The organism is Schaalia odontolytica (assembly GCF_009730335.1).
Lineage (GTDB): Bacteria > Actinomycetota > Actinomycetes > Actinomycetales > Actinomycetaceae > Pauljensenia > Pauljensenia dentiphila.
On sequence record NZ_CP046315.1, the window covers coordinates 101876 to 119221 of the forward strand.

At 65.8% G+C, this 17346-nt stretch carries 14 protein-coding genes; 1 reads left to right on the top strand and 13 read right to left on the bottom strand.

Annotated elements, in window-relative coordinates:
- Positions 1–266: 266 nt before the first annotated feature.
- Positions 267–1988: an L-serine ammonia-lyase, iron-sulfur-dependent, subunit alpha gene (locus FOC40_RS00455; protein ID WP_003796882.1), complete on the top strand. Its 1722-nt coding sequence runs from the start codon at positions 267–269 to the stop codon at positions 1986–1988.
- A gap of 380 nt (positions 1989–2368) precedes the next feature.
- Here FOC40_RS00455 and FOC40_RS00460 read toward each other — a convergent pair whose 3' ends face one another.
- The 13 genes from FOC40_RS00460 to FOC40_RS00520 form a co-directional block, all read right to left on the bottom strand.
- Positions 2369–4903, bottom strand: coding sequence for an FtsX-like permease family protein (locus FOC40_RS00460; RefSeq protein WP_003796883.1), 2535 nt, complete (start codon positions 4901–4903; stop codon positions 2369–2371).
- A gap of 29 nt (positions 4904–4932) precedes the next feature.
- Positions 4933–5700 carry an ABC transporter ATP-binding protein gene (locus tag FOC40_RS00465; protein ID WP_003796886.1) on the bottom strand — a complete coding sequence of 256 codons (768 nt, stop codon included), beginning with the start codon at positions 5698–5700 and terminating at the stop codon, positions 4933–4935.
- Positions 5701–6040: 340 nt separating this feature from the next.
- On the bottom strand, positions 6041–6583 hold the full coding sequence (locus tag FOC40_RS00470) for a hypothetical protein (protein ID WP_003796888.1): 543 nt from the start codon (positions 6581–6583) through the stop codon (positions 6041–6043).
- 322 nt (positions 6584–6905) lie between these two features.
- The gene (locus FOC40_RS00475) at positions 6906–8648 is read right to left on the bottom strand and encodes an ABC-ATPase domain-containing protein (RefSeq protein ID WP_003796890.1); all 1743 of its coding nucleotides are present in this window, start codon (positions 8646–8648) and stop codon (positions 6906–6908) included.
- Positions 8649–8770: 122 nt separating this feature from the next.
- Positions 8771–9244 carry a hypothetical protein gene (locus FOC40_RS00480; RefSeq protein ID WP_003796892.1) on the bottom strand — a complete coding sequence of 158 codons (474 nt, stop codon included), beginning with the start codon at positions 9242–9244 and terminating at the stop codon, positions 8771–8773.
- Between the two features lie 123 nt (positions 9245–9367).
- Positions 9368–9838, bottom strand: a complete 471-nt coding sequence (locus FOC40_RS00485) for a hypothetical protein (RefSeq protein ID WP_003796895.1) — start codon at positions 9836–9838, stop codon at positions 9368–9370.
- A 119-nt stretch (positions 9839–9957) separates the two neighbouring features.
- Positions 9958–10677, bottom strand: coding sequence for a hypothetical protein (locus FOC40_RS00490; RefSeq protein WP_131240594.1), 720 nt, complete (start codon positions 10675–10677; stop codon positions 9958–9960).
- A 12-nt stretch (positions 10678–10689) separates the two neighbouring features.
- Positions 10690–11190 (bottom strand): hypothetical protein, encoded by a 501-nt coding sequence (locus FOC40_RS00495; protein ID WP_003796900.1) that lies wholly within the window; start codon positions 11188–11190, stop codon positions 10690–10692.
- A gap of 180 nt (positions 11191–11370) precedes the next feature.
- Positions 11371–13527, bottom strand: a complete 2157-nt coding sequence (gene nrdE / locus FOC40_RS00500) for a class 1b ribonucleoside-diphosphate reductase subunit alpha (protein WP_003796902.1) — start codon at positions 13525–13527, stop codon at positions 11371–11373.
- Complete coding sequence (gene nrdI / locus FOC40_RS00505) at positions 13497–13913, bottom strand: class Ib ribonucleoside-diphosphate reductase assembly flavoprotein NrdI (RefSeq protein WP_003796905.1); 417 nt, start codon at positions 13911–13913, stop codon at positions 13497–13499. Before nrdI ends, nrdE begins: the two co-directional genes overlap by 31 nt.
- A gap of 230 nt (positions 13914–14143) precedes the next feature.
- Entirely contained in the window at positions 14144–14395 is a 252-nt protein-coding gene (nrdH, locus tag FOC40_RS00510) for a glutaredoxin-like protein NrdH (protein WP_016460788.1), read from the bottom strand.
- A 1405-nt stretch (positions 14396–15800) separates the two neighbouring features.
- Positions 15801–16733, bottom strand: coding sequence for a patatin-like phospholipase family protein (locus FOC40_RS00515; RefSeq protein WP_003796908.1), 933 nt, complete (start codon positions 16731–16733; stop codon positions 15801–15803).
- A gap of 28 nt (positions 16734–16761) precedes the next feature.
- Positions 16762–17337 carry a GtrA family protein gene (locus tag FOC40_RS00520; RefSeq protein WP_003796910.1) on the bottom strand — a complete coding sequence of 192 codons (576 nt, stop codon included), beginning with the start codon at positions 17335–17337 and terminating at the stop codon, positions 16762–16764.
- Between the last annotated feature and the right edge of the window lie 9 nt (positions 17338–17346).

The following is a 17346-nucleotide window of genomic DNA, read 5'->3' on the forward strand; positions in this document are numbered from 1 at the left end:
AAGTCACCATTTCATTCCCTCAACCATCTCAACTGCCGTATCTTGTGGCGGCATTTCTCTTAATTACCAACCGTTTTAATAGATTATGCAGGCGGGCTACATCCGTCTAGACAGCTGACAGTTAACGGCTATCGAATACGGATAACTGACAGGAGAGGTGGCTTCACACCCATCCATACCCCCTCGCGACTCCCTTACCGGTGCGTGCGCAACCCCAAACTCCCTCAGTCCAGGCCCCGGGCCGCAATTACTGCAGAATAGAGAGCATGGACCTACGCCCCGTCGCTCTGGACACGCCCGTCACCACCTACGATCCCTCGCGTCCGACCCCGGCCGCCATCGTGTCCGGCCACATCGCCGCGCACGACGCGCCTCACCCCCTGTCGGTCTTCGACATGTTCCGTATCGGGATCGGCCCCTCCTCGTCCCACACGGTCGGTCCCATGCGTGCCGGGCTCGCCTTCACGACTGAACTGACGACTCTCCCCCCTCCATGCCACATCACAATCGATCTCTTCGGTTCCCTTGGAGCCACCGGACGCGGCCACTCCACGGACCGCGCAGTACTCCTCGGCCTGGCGGGCTACGATCCGGAAACCGTCGACATCTCCACCGTCGAATCGATCCTGCCGACCCTGGCCAGCACCGGGACGCTGACGCTGCCCAGCGGAGCCCAGGTCACTCTTGATGTTGCACGCGATATCCGCTTCGTCGCGCGCACGGTCCTGCCCTACCATGTCAACGCTCTCACCATCACCGCCACCGACGCAGACACACACATCATCCTGCGACGAACCTACTACTCGGTGGGAGGCGGCTTCGTGATGACCCAGACCAACGACGACACCGACAACCCCGAGGTTTCGTCGCTAGCCTCCGGACAAACCAGCGTCGGCATTGACGTCCCCGCTCCCTATCCCTTCACTTCGGGTAGCCAGCTGCTGGCCCAGTGCGACGCGGAGGGCAAGAGCATCGCAGAGCTGGTGCGCGCCAACGAGGAGGCGGTGCGCCCCCGCGAGACCCTGGACGCCTACCTTGACCGCATCGCCGACACGATGTTCGACTGCGTGGACGCGGGGACGTCCGCGACGGGCATCCTCCCCGGAGGGCTCGACGTCCCCCGCCGTGCGCAAGCGCTCGCCGGAAAGCTCGCCAGGCGCCTCCTTGGCCCATCGGCCCCCGCGACCGCCGAAACGGGGCAAGGGGGGCAGGGTGACGCGCGGGCGTGGGTCTCCACCACGGCCGATCCGATGCGCGCGATGGACTGGGTCAACCTTTTCGCCCTCGCCGTCAACGAGGAGAACGCCGCGGGACACAGGGTCGTGACCGCTCCGACGAACGGCGCGGCAGGCGTTATTCCGGCCGTCCTGGGCTATCTCGTCACCCACTGCCCCGAGACAGGATCAACCCCGGGTGTTGCGGCGGGTCCGGATACGCGCGACGGCTCGATCGCGCCGCTCTCTCACATCCGCCTCACCGACAGCCACGCAGGTGCCACACATGAGGACTGCGACGACGGCGACGAAGAGACGTTCCGGGAGCGTCGCCGCACCCTCGTGCATGATTTCCTACTCGCGGCCACCGCGATCGGCGCACTCATCAAGACGAACGCCTCCATCGCGGGGGCAGAGGTCGGCTGCCAGGGGGAGGTCGGCTCCGCCTCGGCGATGGCTGCTGCCGGCCTGGCCCAGGCGCTGGGAGGAAGCCCCCAGCAGGTCGAGAACGCCGCGGAAATCGCAATGGAGCACTCCCTGGGACTCACCTGCGACCCCGTGGCCGGACTCGTCCAGGTTCCATGCATCGAACGTAACGCCATCGCGGCTGTTAAGGCGATCAACGCCGCACGCATGGCCCTGTGGGGGGACGGACGCCACACCGTGAGCCTGGACGTCGTCATCGAAACGATGCGCCAGACGGGCAACGACATGCTCTCCAAGTACAAGGAAACATCCGAGGGAGGGCTGGCGGTCAACGTCGTCGAGTGCTGAGGCGCAGCTAAGCCTGGCCGGACAACGAGCCGACGCGGATCACGCTGAGCACACCGGGCCCACCGGTGCGGAGGGTGCCGGAGGGACCGGAGGGCACAAGAGGGTCTGGCCGCGGTGCCGGTGGGCGGCGGCAGGGCCAGGGCGGGCCTCGAGATCGACCACTCCGAGCGAAGCTCGCGTGTGGCGATCTCGCGGGCGGGCCGCCGCCCACCGGCACACACAGCGGCCCGGCCCATCAAGGCAGGCCACGCGGCGGCCGGGGCCTCCGGCGCCAGGAACACCAGCGGGGCCACAAGCAACACCACACAGCACAACATGACAACGGGTGGGGCGCCTCTCGACACCCCACCCGTCATCAACACCCGTTGATCAACCAGGAATCAATCCATCGCCAGCGCCTCCGAGGGGCTGACCTTGGCGGCCCGGCGGCCCGGCAGCCACGAGGCGATCAGCGCGGACACGATGGCCACGACGCACACGCCGACCAGCTGCAGCCACGGCACGCTCAGCACGGCGGTGGCCCCCTCAATGGGCAGGCTCATGACGCCTACCCACCCGAAGGCGACACCCATACCGACGCCGATCAGCACGCCGGTCAAGGACAGGAACAGCGCCTCGAAGGCGAGGAGGCTCTTCATCTGGTGTCGCGTCAGGCCCAGCGCCCTCAGCAGGCCGTTCTCGCGGGTACGTTCGGCGACCGACAGGGACAGCGTGTTGGCCACGCCCACCAGCGACACGAGGACGGAGACGCCGAGCAGCCCGACGAGAACAAGCATCAGCTGGTCGATGATCTTCGTGTACATCTGACGCTCCAACGCGGAGCCGTTGACGCTCAGGTGCGAGTCCTTGAGCAGCGCACTCTGGACCGTTTCGGCGTCGGCGCCGTCGGCCATCTTGATGATGACCGCCTGACGCTCGAGCGAGCTCGCGATGGATCGCAGGGTTTTCTCGGAGACCTGGGCCTCCCCGACGCTGCCGTTCTTGTCGTAGGTGGCGCTCAGGTCCACGCACGTGTCGGCGCACAGGCGCAGCGTCTGCCCGGCCAGGGCCTCGTCGCCGACGCGCACCTGGTTATCGCCCAGCTGGGTGACGGTCGAGTGGGTGACGCCCGCGTAGTCGGGTTCTCCGGTGATCATGACCGACGAGGCCTGGGCCTCGTCCTCCGAGCCCGCTCCCTCGGGCCCGGCGTAGGCGGGCGCGCCCGAGGTGGTCGTCAGGGTGCCGGGAGCGGCGTACTGGGCGACGGTGGCGGCGACGCCGTCGGTGGCCGCGATGGCGGCCTGCTGGTCATCGGTGACCGCCCCAGTCGTGGACACGGCCATGAGGTCGAAGGGGCGGGCGTCGTTCACGGCGTTGGTGAGGGTGGTGCGCACGGAGGCGGCACCGACCATGATGGTGACGACGAGGGTCACGCCGATGATGATCGCGGTGCCGGTCGCGGAGGTGCGGCCGGGGTTGCGCGTCGTGTTCTCGCGGGCCATGGCGGACAGGGTACCCGGGAAGGCCGCGCCGAACGCGCGGGTGAGGGCTGGCAGCAGAACCGAGGCGACGAGCAGCGCACCGAGGAGCGCCAGGAGCGACCCGCCAAAAGCCCCGAGGAATTTCGTGCCGCCGCTATCCGAGCGCCACGCAGCCGCCACGGCGGCGCAACCGGCCACAGCGATGAGCGCGCCGATGATGAAGCGGACGGTGTGCTTCTTGCGGGCGGCGGCCCCGGCCTCGTTCACGGGGGCGAGGGCGGCGACGGGAGCGACGCGAGAGGCCGCGCGGGCCGGGAAGACGCCGACCAGGGTCGTGAACAGGGTGGCACCCAGCCACGTGAACGCAAGCTGCCAAACGGAGGCACTCGCCAGCGCCGCGCCGACGCTAGAGGCCAGTCCGGTGCCCGCCTCCGCGAGCGCGCCGATCAGCCAGCCGAGCGCGACGCCAATCGCGGACGAGATCGCTCCGATCGCGAGGGCCTCGCGAGTCACGAGCGAGCGGACCTGTCGCCTGGTCGCTCCCAGCGTGCGCAGCAGCGCCAGTTCGCGGGTGCGCTGCGTGAGCACCACTCGGAAGGTCGACGAGACGACGATAGAGGCCACAAGCGCCGCGATCGCCGGGAAGATCAGCATGATGCCCATCGTCATGGACGCTCCCAAGCGCGCCTGTTCGAGGTCGTCCTGAATTGCCTTGTGCACGCTGGTCACGGTCACTCCCGAGACGGTGCTGATCGCGGAGTTCGCTGTCGCCACCCATTCGTCCTGGGTGGCGCTGGGAGGGTTTGCGTTGCTGTCCGTATCCGCTCCAGAAGTCGCGACGATGAACTGTCCGGACGCGGTGCGCTCGAAGAGCGCGGAGAAACCGCCGTCAGTCACGTAGCTGGCGGGCACGCCCATGCTGATCGTGTTCGAGCGTGTGGTGCCGACGATGGTGAGAGTCTGGTAGGCACCCTCGGTGAACCCTGCGCGCACGCGGACGGTGTCGCCGACCTTCAGTGAGAGGGTCGAGGCCGTGTGCTCCGGGATAGTGATCTGGTCGTCGGCGGTCGGGGCGTCTCCGGCGCTCAGGTCGAGGCCGGCGAAGGGCTTGGGAGCCAGCGGCGAGACGTAGAGTCGGCCACGCGTCGCGTCGGTCTGGGCATCGGCAGGCCACTGGGCCATGTGCTTGATGGCGGTGACGCCGCTGGTGGAACGCAGGATTTCTTCGGCGCGCTGAATCGACTCGCCGGTCGCGTCAGCGTTTTGGGAGACGACGATCGTGCCGCCGCGGTACTGGCTGTAGACGCCGGAGGTCAGGCCCGCGGTCATCGCCGTCATAACGATGAGGGTGATGACGATGAAGGCCGTGGAGATGGCGACGGCCAGGCCGGTGGAGATGTAGCGGCGGCCATGGGAGCGCAGGTTGGCGCTCAGGAGGGAGTTTGTTGCAGACATGAGATGAGCCTTGGGGAGTGGACGCGCGCTCAGCGCAGCGCCGCGGTGAGGGAGTCGGCGGTAACGTCGCGCAGGTCGGAGACAATGCGTCCGTCGCGACACACGAGGACGCGGTCCGCGTAGGCGGCGGTGGAGGTGTCGTGGGTGACCATGATGACGCTCTGGCCGAGCTCATCGACGGCGCGGCGCAGCAGGTCCATGACCTCGGTGGTCGAGTGGGAGTCGAGGTTGCCGGTGGGTTCGTCCGCGACAATGACGGCGGGGCGGCTCATGAGGGCGCGGGCGACGGCGACGCGCTGCTGCTGGCCGCCGGACATCTCGGAGGGGCGATGACTCAGGCGGTCCTCGATACCCAGGGAGTTGACGATGAGGTCGAACCATCCCTTCTCGGGGGTGGCGTCGGCCAGGCGCATGGGCAGGAGGATATTGGCGCGGGCGTCCAGGGTGGGCACCAGGTTGAAGGACTGGAACACGAAACCGATGCGGTCGCGGCGCAGCTTGGTCAGTGCGGTGTCTTTCAGGGCGGTGATGTCGGTGTCTTCGACGAAGACGTGCCCGGAGGTGGGGGCGTCAAGGCCGGCGAGGATGTGCATCATCGTGGATTTGCCGGAGCCGGAGGGGCCCATGATGGCGGTGAATTCGCCGGCGCCGAAGCCGACGCTCACGTCGTCGAGGGCGCGCACCTGAGCGTCGCCGCTTCCGTAGATCTTGGAGACGCCCTGGAGTCGGACGATGGACGAGGCCGGGGCCTCTTGGTCGGCCACGGGGGCCTGCGCGATTGTCGTGTTCGTGTTCATGCATTCATCGTGCGCCTGCGGTGCGCGTCACCGCTAGGGAGGTTTCCCCTGATTCATCCCCGAGACCTCCCGGGGTGCCCTCGGGGGTGCTCGGCCGCCCTACCCCGGGGTGCCACCATTGAAATTCCCGTGTTATGTGCCTGCGGGGTTGTTGGTCCTGACTGTGCCACTCGTGGGCGGCGGGCCTGGCAGCGGTGCGTAGCTGCGGCACCCAGGAGTGATGGCAGAGACACATACCCGAAGTTTCGCACGTAATTCGATTGCGTGAAATTTTAATAACAGCCCGAATCGTTGCAATTCCAACGACACCAATTCACATCCTGAAATAGTGACAGAGGAATTACGTGCAAAATTGGTCGGTTCGCATCCAACAGCGCGGCATCGCCGCCACACGGGGGAATGACGCCATCCAAGCCTCCGACACGCCCGCGACACGCCGCCAGAGGGCTTCGCATGGCGCAAATCCCCCAACCGCAGCCACCCTGAAGTGCACCGCATCGCATCCAAGACCGACGCAGGGCCAATTGGCGCGAAATAGCTCGCCCAGCACAGCCCCTCCAGCGACATCTCCGCGAAAAAACTCGCCCAGCAAGCGCAAAAACGCCGAATTTGGACCAATTTGAGCGCGCTGGGCGAACTTTGTCGCGCTCACGCCCACCATCAGACCAAGCAGGGCGAAGAATATCGCGCACCAGGCGCGACAACGCGGCGACATTGAAACCAACACCACCACTGCTCGCCCCCAACAAGGAACCGCTGAAACCGGCATCACCTCTGCACCCGAGAACTGCACCAAAAACACCCATTTCTCACCCGCAAAGGTGACGGCGGTTTCAATTGAGGCTCGACCTACGCCCGCAAAGGTGACGGCGGTTTCAGACAAGCGGGCCACCCGGTCGACAGGGCCCAGACGCAATACCCGTGGGCGGCGTCGGGGCCTGGCCGGGCTTCGAGACGACGCGCCGAACCAGATAACAGCGACCCAGCCCCACTGGTGTGAAGGGCACCGGAGGGACCGGAGGGCCTGGCTGCGGTGCCCGTGGGCGGCGGCGGGGCCTGGCCGGGCTTCGAGATCGACCACTCCGAGCCGCAGGCTCGCGTGTGGCGATCTCGCGGGCGGGCCGCCGCCCACGGGCACACCAAGCAGCCCGGCCCAAACATGGCAAGCAACGCAGCGCACGGAAAACCCGTGGGGTCTGAAGCGATTACGACTCGCCGCGCGGCTCGCGCAGGGATAGTCCGCGGTAGCGGTTGATGGCGGCACCAACATCGATGAGGCGCGGGCGCGCCAGGAACGCCGGGTACGAGCGGGCGCCAAACTTGCAGACGGCGTCCAGGCCCTCGGAGGCGAGGCGCCGTCCAAGCTTGGCCATGAGGTCGGGCATCGACTGTTTGCCTGCCATCTCCTCGAGGACACCGCGCACGCACCAGGCGATGGCCTCGGCCTGCCCGGGGTCGACGACTGCGGCGACGTCGGAAATGTCGACGGTTGAACGGTCGATGGTTAGCACGGACGTGCCCGAGGCCTTGGTGCGCGGGCGGTCCACGCGGGCCTTCGCGGCGGGCACGCGGGGAGCGGCCTCCCAGATGGTGGGGGCGTCGGTGCGGAGGCGCGGCAGGTCGGCCACGACCTCGCGTGCGCGGGCGGTGACGTCGAGACAACGGTAGTTGTCCATCATGAGGACCCGGTCGGCGGCGTCCAGGAAGGCGCCGGAGCCGCCGACGACCATGATGAGGGAGACGCCGGCCTCGGTGAGGGAGGTGACGCGGTCGACGAGGGGCGTGATGGGTTCCTTCTCGGCGGCGACGAGGTCGCGCATGCGCGTGTCGCGGATGAGGAGGTTGGTCGCGGAGGTGTCCTCGTCGATGAGGAGGGTGCGTGCGCCCAGCTCAAGGGATTCGATGATGGAGGCGGCCTGCGAGGTGGAGCCGGACGCGTTTTCGGTGGAGAAGGACGTGGTGTCGGCACCGCCGGGCAGGTGGGTGATAAACGGCGAGATATCAACGCCTGTGACGGCTCGCCCGTCGGCGGCGCGCACCTTCGTGGCAGTGGGGTCGGTGGCGACGAGCTCGCGGCCGTCGCCGGGGATGTGCGCGTACACGCCCTGGGCGATGGCCTCGAGGAGCGTGGACTTGCCATGGTAGCCGCCGCCCACGATGAGGGTCAGGCCCGGGGGGATCGCCATGCCGGACACCTCGCCGGCGTGCGGCAGGGTGACGGTGGCGCGCAGGGACTCGGGGGCATTGAAAGCGACGACGCCGTCACCCGTCAGGGGCGTTTCGGACACGCCGGAGCGGCGCGCCAACAGGGCTTCGTCGGCGACGAAGGATACCCAGCTGCGTTCCTCGAGGATTCCCTGGAGGGCACGGTAGTCCTCGTAGGCGGCGACGTGGCCGAGGAGGCGGGAGCGCTTGCGGGTGGTGGCCGGGTCCTCGGAGACGAAGTCGAAGCAGTCCATGACGATGTTGGGCACGTCCACGTCGAAGAGGCGGGCGGCGCTCTTGCCGAGGATTGTGCGTCCGCGCGCGGGGAGCTTGACTTGGAAGCGGACCTCGACGCGGTCGGGCAGGACGGTCGCGTAGGAGCGCTGGAGGATGAGTGTACCGGCGCGGGCGATCGACACGTCGCGGGTGTCGCGGGCGCGGATAGCCTCGTCGAAGGAGCGGGCGATAAAGTCCGCGGCAGCCAGGCGTGCGTCGGACGAGGCCAGGGCGGCCTCGGGCAGTCCCATGGCCTCGGGCGTCGACCAGGCGCGCAGGGACGAGGGCGGGGCGTAGGGATCGGCCTGCACGTGATCGATCGCGAGGGTGAAGTCCCCGTAATCCCAGGCACCTAGGGCGTTCTTGTAGAAGCCGTAGGGGCGTCCGTCCGCGTATCGCAGCTGGTCGAGGAGGTCTGCGTCGGTGCCGGCGATGGCGCGCGAGGGTGCTTCGTATCGGGGAGTCATACCCTCAAGAATACAGGCGGAGCCTGCGGAAACGGCATCACCGTTCCTACAGGCTCCGGGGTGTGAGGAGTCAGCACTGTCGCGCGACTCTCACGGGTGGCGGGGTGGTATCAGCACACGACTTATCGATCACTGAGGAAAAAGGCGAGGAGAAGGGCAAGAGGCACGAGCAGCTGGAGTGATGCGCATATGGACGTGACGACCACCGCGGTATTCGTCAGCGACATGATGTCCTGCGGGGCATCCAGGCGCTTCGCCTTCCTGCGCTGCATGAACGACAACACCATCGCGGGGATCGAGAGGAGCAGAAAGGCAGTCAGGAAACTCACGCCAGCCAAGATCATGGCGAGATGCGCCTGGGAACGCAGGTCCGCGTAGGCAACGAGGTGTGAACTCGCATAGTACGGCTGCGCATAGGCCGGCGTGGGCTGACTGTACGCCGTCCCATTGGGCATGCCGTAGGCAGGCTGCTGGCGGTACACTGCCTCGGGATGGCCGTAGGGCGTGGATGCGGCCGGGCCATACGGCGTCTGCTGCGAGTAGGGATCCTGCGCACTCGCAGGATTGGCCCCATAGGGGTAAGCCGGATCGCTCATGGTGCACTCCAGATAGTTCCGTGCGGATGACGATGGGCGCTATCGTAGCAGCGGCCCTCAACCACTATGCGTTGGGGCCCGAGGAAACTCGCCGTTTCCTCGGGCCCCACACGTAACGATGCGTCAGCTGTTGGCGGCCGCAGTCGCGCCGATGATCACCATCAAGATGAGGAACAAGAAAACCGCAGCGGCGATCGCGATCTGGATAATCGAGCAAATCTTCGCAGCCGAGCGAGCGCTCTCCACATCCGCCATCACGTCCATCGGGGCGCCCAGGATCTTGGCTTCCTCAACCAGCTTGTTAGTCCAGAACCACATGCCACCGGCAAGCAGGAGGTGGCCGAACAGGAAACTCACGAAGGAGAGCATGCGGGCCGTCGACGCGTTCGAACGGATCCTCTCAATCTCGGGGTTGAGGGCGTATACGGGCTGACCGTAGGCCGGCTGCGCATGACCGTAAGCCTGCTGCTGGCCGTAGGCCGGCTGCGCATGACCGTAAGCCTGCTGCTGGCCGTAGGCCGGCTGCGCATAACCGTAAGCCTGCTGGGGATGTTCCTGGCCGGCGGCGAGGTAGGCGTTTACGGGATCGCTCATGAGTTGCTCCAAATGGGTTATGTCGATCGGATACGGCTGTCATCGTAGCCGACGCGAGAGTACAAAAATAAACAAAACGGCCTTTAGTTACCGCGAACACAGCGGCATCCGCTGGATCGCTAACGCATGTTCTCCGAGACAATCAGCAAGATGATCAGGCTCACCTGCAGGAGGAGCATGCCGAACGCAATGCCGCGCGCAATGTTCACCTTCCGTGTCACGTCGGACGGAGCGTCGATCTCCTGGGCGTGGGTACACAGGCGCTGCGCCCGAACCGCGTTGGCGAGCAGCAGGATGACCGGCGTCGTGAAGAACCACACGAAGGACATCACGATGGCGACGGTCGCGTTGGACTTGAGGCGGGAGAAGGCCAGCTGCCGGAGCTGATCCGTGGACGGCTGCGCGGGCTGGCTCGCGTACGCGGCCTGCGGATTCACGCCGTACTGCGTGGCGGCGGCCTGCTGCATCGGCTGAGCGACGGGTGCAGGCTGCGCCTGGTAGGCACTCGGCTGGCCGTGGGACGGCATCGGCTGGGCGGGTGCGCCCTGCTGGGGATACGGAGCAGGGGTGCCATACGCCGGTGCCGCGCTGGCGGCCGTGACCCCGCTGTGTCCGGGAGCGTAGGGCGACTGCTGCGCGGCGGGCGCGGCGGACGCGACATTTACGGGTGCGCCCACCGGGGGCGCAAACTGCGCAGGGGCGGGTGCCTGCGGTGCGGCGGGAGCGCTCGACCACATCGAGGCGGGAGCACCCGCCTGGGGTGCGACCGGTCCGTCGCTTTGCTGAGGCCAGTCCCAGCCGGCCGGAATTGCCCGCGAGGGCATCTGTTCATCACTCATTTCAACAACCAATCACTTCGTAGATTCCACGAGCCAGACAAGGAGGAAGGGAGCGGCGATCAGAAGACCAAACAGCACGATCCCGACAATTCCGCAGATGAGAGCCGTCGTTCGCGCACCGCGCACGTCCCTCAGCACGTCCTCGGGGGCACCCAGCCTCTCGGCCTCACTAAGGAGGTTCATGCTCCAGAACCACGCACCGAACGACAGGAGCGGCCCCACCGTCACAAAGCTAACGAAAGACATGATGCGCACCATGGATGCGTTCGAACGCACGCGTTCGACGGCGGGGTTCAGCGCGTACACGACCTGGCCGTACATCGGCTGCCCGTAGGAAGCACCCGCGCCGTACGAGGTCTGGGCGCCGTATGCGGGTTGGGTACCGTATGCGGGCTGCTGCACTACGGGGGCCTGCCCGTAGGCAGGCTGGGCGCCGTACGCGGCCTGGGTGCCGTACGAGGCCTGAGTGCCATACGCTGGCTGGCTGCCGTAGGGATTCGATGGATCGCTCATCAATAGCTCCGGTCAGAATGTGGGATCTTATCCTCTCACATCATACGAGCAACCTCTGCAACGTGGAAGATTCGCCCAACCTCACGCCGGTACACCCGGCCCGCCCCGGCCTCGTCCCACATGAAACGGTGCGGGGGCCGGTTTCCCGACCCCCGCACCACCCGACAAACGGGCGTCACGTCACAGCATGCAGGACACGCAGCCCTCGACCTCCGTGCCCTCCAGGGCCATCTGGCGCAAGCGCATGTAGTACAGGGTCTTAATGCCCTTCTTCCACGCGTAGATGTAGGACTTGTTCAGGTCACGCGTCGTCACCGTATCCGGGTAGAACAGCGTGAGCGACAGGCCCTGATCCACGTGCTGGGTGGCCACAGCGTAGGTGTCGATGATCTTCTCCGGGCCGATCTCATACGCGTCCTGGTAGTACTCCAGGTTCTCGTTCGACATGTAGGGCGCCGGGTAGTAGACGCGGCCAATCTTGCCTTCCTTACGGATCTCCACGCGGGACACGATCGGGTGAATCGACGACGTCGAGTTGTTGATGTACGAGATGGAACCCGTCGGAGGCACAGCCTGCAGGTTCTGGTTATACATGCCGTACTTGGCGACGTCAGCCGCCAGGGCCTCCCAGTCCGCCTGGGTCGGGACCTTGATCGACGAGGCGGCGAGCAGCTCGCGGCACTTGTCCGTGGTGGGGGCCCACTCCTCGTCAATGTACTTGCGGAAGAACTCGCCCGATGCGTACTTCGACTCCTCGAAGCCCTCGAAGGTCTCGCCGCGCTCACGCGCGATCTTGCACGAGGCCTTGATGGCCTCGAACAGGACCGTCATGAAGTACATGTTCGTGAAGTCGAGGGCCTCCTCGGACCCGTAGTGCACGTGCTCGCGCGCCAGGTAACCGTGCAGGTTCATCTGGCCCAGGCCGATCGCGTGGCTCATCGCGTTGCCGCGGGCGATCGACGGCACCGAGCCGATGTCCGACAGGTCCGAGACGGCCGTCAGGCCGCGGATCGCCATCTCGATCGTCTTCGAGAAGTCCGGGGAATCCATGGTCTTCGCAATGTTGAGCGAGCCCAGGTTGCAGGAGATGTCCTTGCCGACGTGGTCGTAGGACAGGTCATCGTTGTAGGTCGAGGCCTCGGACACCTGCAGGATCTCCGAGCACAGGTTCGACATGGTGATGCGACCCTTGATCGGGTTGGCCTTGTTCACCGTGTCCTCGAAGACGATATAGGGGTAGCCGGACTCGAACTGGATCTCCGCGATCGTCTGGAAGAAACGACGAGCGTTGATCTTGCGCTTGTGGATACGGCCGTCGTCCACCATCTCGTGGTACTTCTCCGTCACCGAAATCTCGGAGAAAGGCACGCCGTACACGCGCTCCACGTCGTAGGGACTGAACAGGTACATGTCCTCGTTCTTGCGGGCCAGCTCGAACGTGATATCCGGGATGACGACGCCCAGGGACAGCGTCTTGATGCGGATCTTCTCATCCGCGTTCTCACGCTTGGTGTCCAGGAACTGCATGATGTCCGGGTGGTGCGCGTGCAGGTACACAGCGCCCGCGCCCTGACGCGCACCCAGCTGGTTCGCGTAGGAGAAGGAGTCCTCGAGCAGCTTCATGACGGGCACGACGCCGCTGGACTGGTTCTGAATCTTCTTAATCGGAGCGCCCGACTCGCGCAGGTTCGTCAGCTGCAGGGCGACACCGCCGCCGCGCTTGGACAGCTGCAGGGCCGAGTTGATGCCGCGCGCGATCGACTCCATGTTGTCCTCGATGCGCAGCAGGAAGCAGGAGACCAGCTCGCCGCGCGCCGCCTTACCGGCGTTGAGGAAGGTCGGGGTGGCCGGCTGGAAGCGGCCCGTCATGATCTCATCCACGAAGCTGCGAGCAAGCTCGATGTCGCCGCGCGCCAGGTACAGCGACACCATGGCGACACGATCCTCGAAGCGCTCCAGGTAGCGCTTACCGTCGAAGGTCTTGAGCGTGTACGACGTGTAGTACTTGAACGCGCCCAGGAACGTCGGGAAGCGGAACTTGTGGGCGTAAGCCTGCTTGTACAGCTCCTTGATGTCCGCGAAGTCGTACTGGTCCAGGACGTGCTTCTCGTAGTAGCCCTCGTCCACCAGATACTTCAGCTTCTCTTCCAGGTCGTGGAAGAACACCGTGTTCTGGTTGACGTGCTGAAGGAAGTACTGGCGAGCCGCCGCACGGTCCGCGTCGAACTGGATGCGTCCGTTCGCGTCGTACAGGTTAAGCTGCGCATTCAGCGCGTGGTAGTCCAGCTCCGGGGAGGGAGCTTCCTCTACGCCTGTGTCGGTGTAGTTTTCTGCCAAAACTGTTCCAGTCCTTCGCGAACTCTGGAGACGTCCTCGGGCGTACCGAGGAGCTCGAACTTATACATGTGGGGGACCCCCAGCTTGGCCGCGATGATGTCGCCCGCGATGCAGTAGGCCTTGCCGAAGTTGGTGTTTCCCGACGAGATGACGCCCCTGCACAGGACTCGATTGTCGGGGTCATTGAGGAACCTGATGACCTGCTTGGGCACCGCTCCCTTGATATTTCCACCGCCGTAGGTGGGCACGATGAGCACGTACTCGTCGGTCACGCGCAGGGGTTCATCCTTGGGAAGCAACGGGATTCGCGCCGCCGGGAGGCCGAGTTTTTCGACAAAACGGCGGGTATTGCCCGTCGCCGACGAGAAGTAGACGACGCTGCCCATGATGATCCTTCCTGCTTGGCGGGATGCTGAACCTCTAGTGTCTCACCCCCGAGGCCCGGGCGGCGGGTCCTCACGGCCAGTTGGCTGCTCATTTCCCCGCATCGATGATGCGTTTCACTCCTCGCCGATGCGAGCGCGTGCGTGCCGTTTCCGCGTGAGTGAGCCCCGGCCTCGTTCCCGCCCAGATACGCGAAAGTCCCAGCCTCGCGACCGGGACTTGTCGGCGCGACTCAGGCCTGCAGCGCCAGGGGGGCAGCTGCGGCGGCGACAGCCTTGATGCGGTCGGGGCGGAAGCCGGACCAGTGATCCTCGCCGGCCACGACGACGGGCGCCTGCTGGTAGCCGAGGCCCTTAATGAAGGCGAGGGATTCCGCGTCCTGGGTGACGTCGATCTTCTCGTAGGAGACGCCCTGCTTGTCGAGGGCGCGGTAGGTCGCGTCGCACTGGGGGCAGCGGGGCTTGGAGTAGACTGTGATCGACATGTTCGTGTCTCCTTGCGGCTCAAGGCCGGACGTTGGCATCCTGCGTTGTCTTTCTGGCGGCTCGTTCGCCGCGAACACCACAACACTACACCTCGTGGCCACCCACGCAAGCGACCCCTAGATGTTGTGTGCGCCGCCCCTACTGTGGACGAGGCGGGAGGGGTCTGTGGATGGAGCGAGCGGTCAGGATCTCGGAGGCACCTTTGCGGTTTGTCGCCCCCTCAACACAGGTGGGCGAAGATGCGCGCAAACATTGGGGTTTGCAACTAACCCACGGGCATATCTAGGGGCTTCCAACACCCTCACACACACCTGTGCACCCTGTGGACAAGCACATCATCACCCTGTGTATAACCACCTGCCAACCACCTGAAAGATGTCGAGCATCACACTCTTTGGTGGATACCTTGGGCGTGTCGCACCCGAACATCTAGGGGTCGTTGGTGACTAAGTGCCCCTAGATATAGGGGTGAGTGGCATTTTCGGCGAAATGGCTGGAATCTCGCGGAAATGCGATCACAGGGGGCCTGAGTGATGTGCCGACACGCGCCTCCAACGGGAGATGCCCCTCGATCGAGGGGATCGCACGAGCCCTACATCTAGGGGGGACGCGACCTAGACCAAGGGGCTAACGCTCGACCAACATCTAGGGCATGGATACTCCCTGTATCAAGGCAGCACCTCCCAGGCACTGCACACCAGTAGGCTCTGCCACTCGACAAGACGCGCCCGGCACCGCCCCGCGACGGCTTCCCCGCGACAAAGTTCGCCCGGCACGGGCCATCACGGGCTCACCCGCGAAAAACTTCGCCCGGCACGCCATAAAACGCCATTTCTGGGGCATTTTTCGTGCGCTGGGCGAACTTCTTCGCGCTCGCGTCCACCATCAGAACGAGCAGGGCGAACTTTTTCGCGCGCAAGACGCGGCGACGTGGCGATATTGAAACCAACAACACCACTGCAACCGCTAATGCAGGTCAGTATGAAACCCCCATCACCACTGCGCGCCCCTGAACAACAACCAATGAAACCAACAACACCACTGCGACCAACAAACACACCAAAACCGCCCGATTCTCACCCGCAAAGGCGACACCGGTTTCAACCCCAGGCACGTACGAGCGAGCAAAGGCGACAGGGGTTTCAAGGAACCGAACCGCCTGGTCTACGGGGCCTGGCCGCGGTGCCGGTGGGCGGCGGCGGGGCCTGGCCGGGCTTCAAGACGACGCGCCGAGCCGAAGGCTCGCGGCTCGGACGACTCGCGGGCGGGCCGCCGCCCACAGGCACACACAGCGGCCCGGCCCCACAAAGCACACGCGGCGGCTGGAAATCACGCGGGCGGCCGGGCCATCCGGCGCCCGGAACACCAGCGGCGCAACAAGCACCGCCACAGGAAAAGGAAAGCCTACAGCCCCAGGAACGCCTTGATCGCGGGCATTTCGCGCACAGCCTGCACCAGGCCGGCACGGTAGGTGGCCTCGAGGCGCTCGCGCCGCGACTCGGTGTTGTTGATCCACAGGTTGTCGGGGGCGAACACGTAGGCCTGGCCTCGTTCTTCGAGCTCGAAGAGGAGGCGGCGTCCCGCGTTGTAGCGGTCGGGGCGCCGGGCCACGCCCTCGAACACGGAGGGGAACTGACGGTAGGCGGTGCGCAGGAGGGCACCGACGCTGGCGGGCATGGGACCCTTAACGTAGTCGCGGGGGCGAGTGAGGACGACGAGGAGCTTGCGGTAGCCCTCGCGCAGGGGCTGATCGAAGGGCAGGCCACCGTTGGGTCCTAGTGCACCATCGACGTAGGTGTCGCCCTCGATCTCGACGGGCGGCATGAGGACGGGCAGCGTGGAGGAGGCGCGGATGATGGGGCCGAGCGTGTCCAGTGAGCTCATGTCTTCCTTGGAGAACCAGCGCACCTCGCCGCGCGACGCGTTGAAGGCGGCGACGCGAGTGCGCGCCGGGTTGGCAAGAAAAGCGTCCATGTTGAAGGGGTAGGCACCATCGGGGTAGCAGACTCGCTCGTAGATGTACTCGGCGTTGAAGTAGCCGTGCCCCTTTCGGAAGTGTTTGAGGCCACCGAACTCTGGGTCGTCAACCAGGTCAACGAAGGTCGCGTGCGAGCGGGCGGCGTCGCGGGAGGTGAAGTTGCACAGGTGGCTGGAGCCCGCGGAGACGCCCGAGATGTGGGGGAAGTTGATGCCTTCGGCGATGAGTCGGCTCACGAGTGCGGCCGTGTAGGCGTTGCGCATGCCGCCGCCTTCGAACACGAGGGCGGTGTCATCGATGGTGACCATCGTGGCGATGGACTCTTCGGGGGTCGGGTAGTGCTCTGGCGTTTCCTTCACGTTTCGACCCTACCGTCGCACCTTCAACCTACGCGCGCGTATGCCCGGTGAAGACCACGTAGTGGTAGAAGAAGAAGCGGAACGCGGTGCCCAGGGCGAAGCCGACGACGTAGACGGCGATGTTGTCAGCCAGCGCCGAGGCGAACCCGAGGATGTGGTGGGTGAACAGGAGGCAGAACTGGGAGATGCCGATGCCGCAGGCGTTCGCGAAGAAGAAGAGGATGGCCTCGCGCGTGGCGTTCTCCCGCGTGCGGCCGCGGTAGGTCCACAGGCGGTTGGCGATCCACGAGTAGAGGGTCGCGGTCGCGGCGGCGACGAATTGCGCGGTGTTGGGGTGCCCAGCGAGGAAGCCGAGCGGCCCGTGCTGGAGCAGGTTGAACAGGCCCGCGTCGACGATGTAGGCGGTGGCCCCGACCATGCCGAACTGGATGAACTCACGCACCCAGGCGAGGAGTCGGCGCGTCAGGCTCAGGGACGAGGCCGCGGCCGCTCCCCCCTCAGCCTGCCCTCGGGTGCCGGGCTGGGTGGGTAAGGGGTCGCGGGGGCGCGCGGCCACGGGGTCGAGCGCGGCAGTGGACCCGTGCAGGCAGTGTTCGTCTCTCACTCCCCTAGT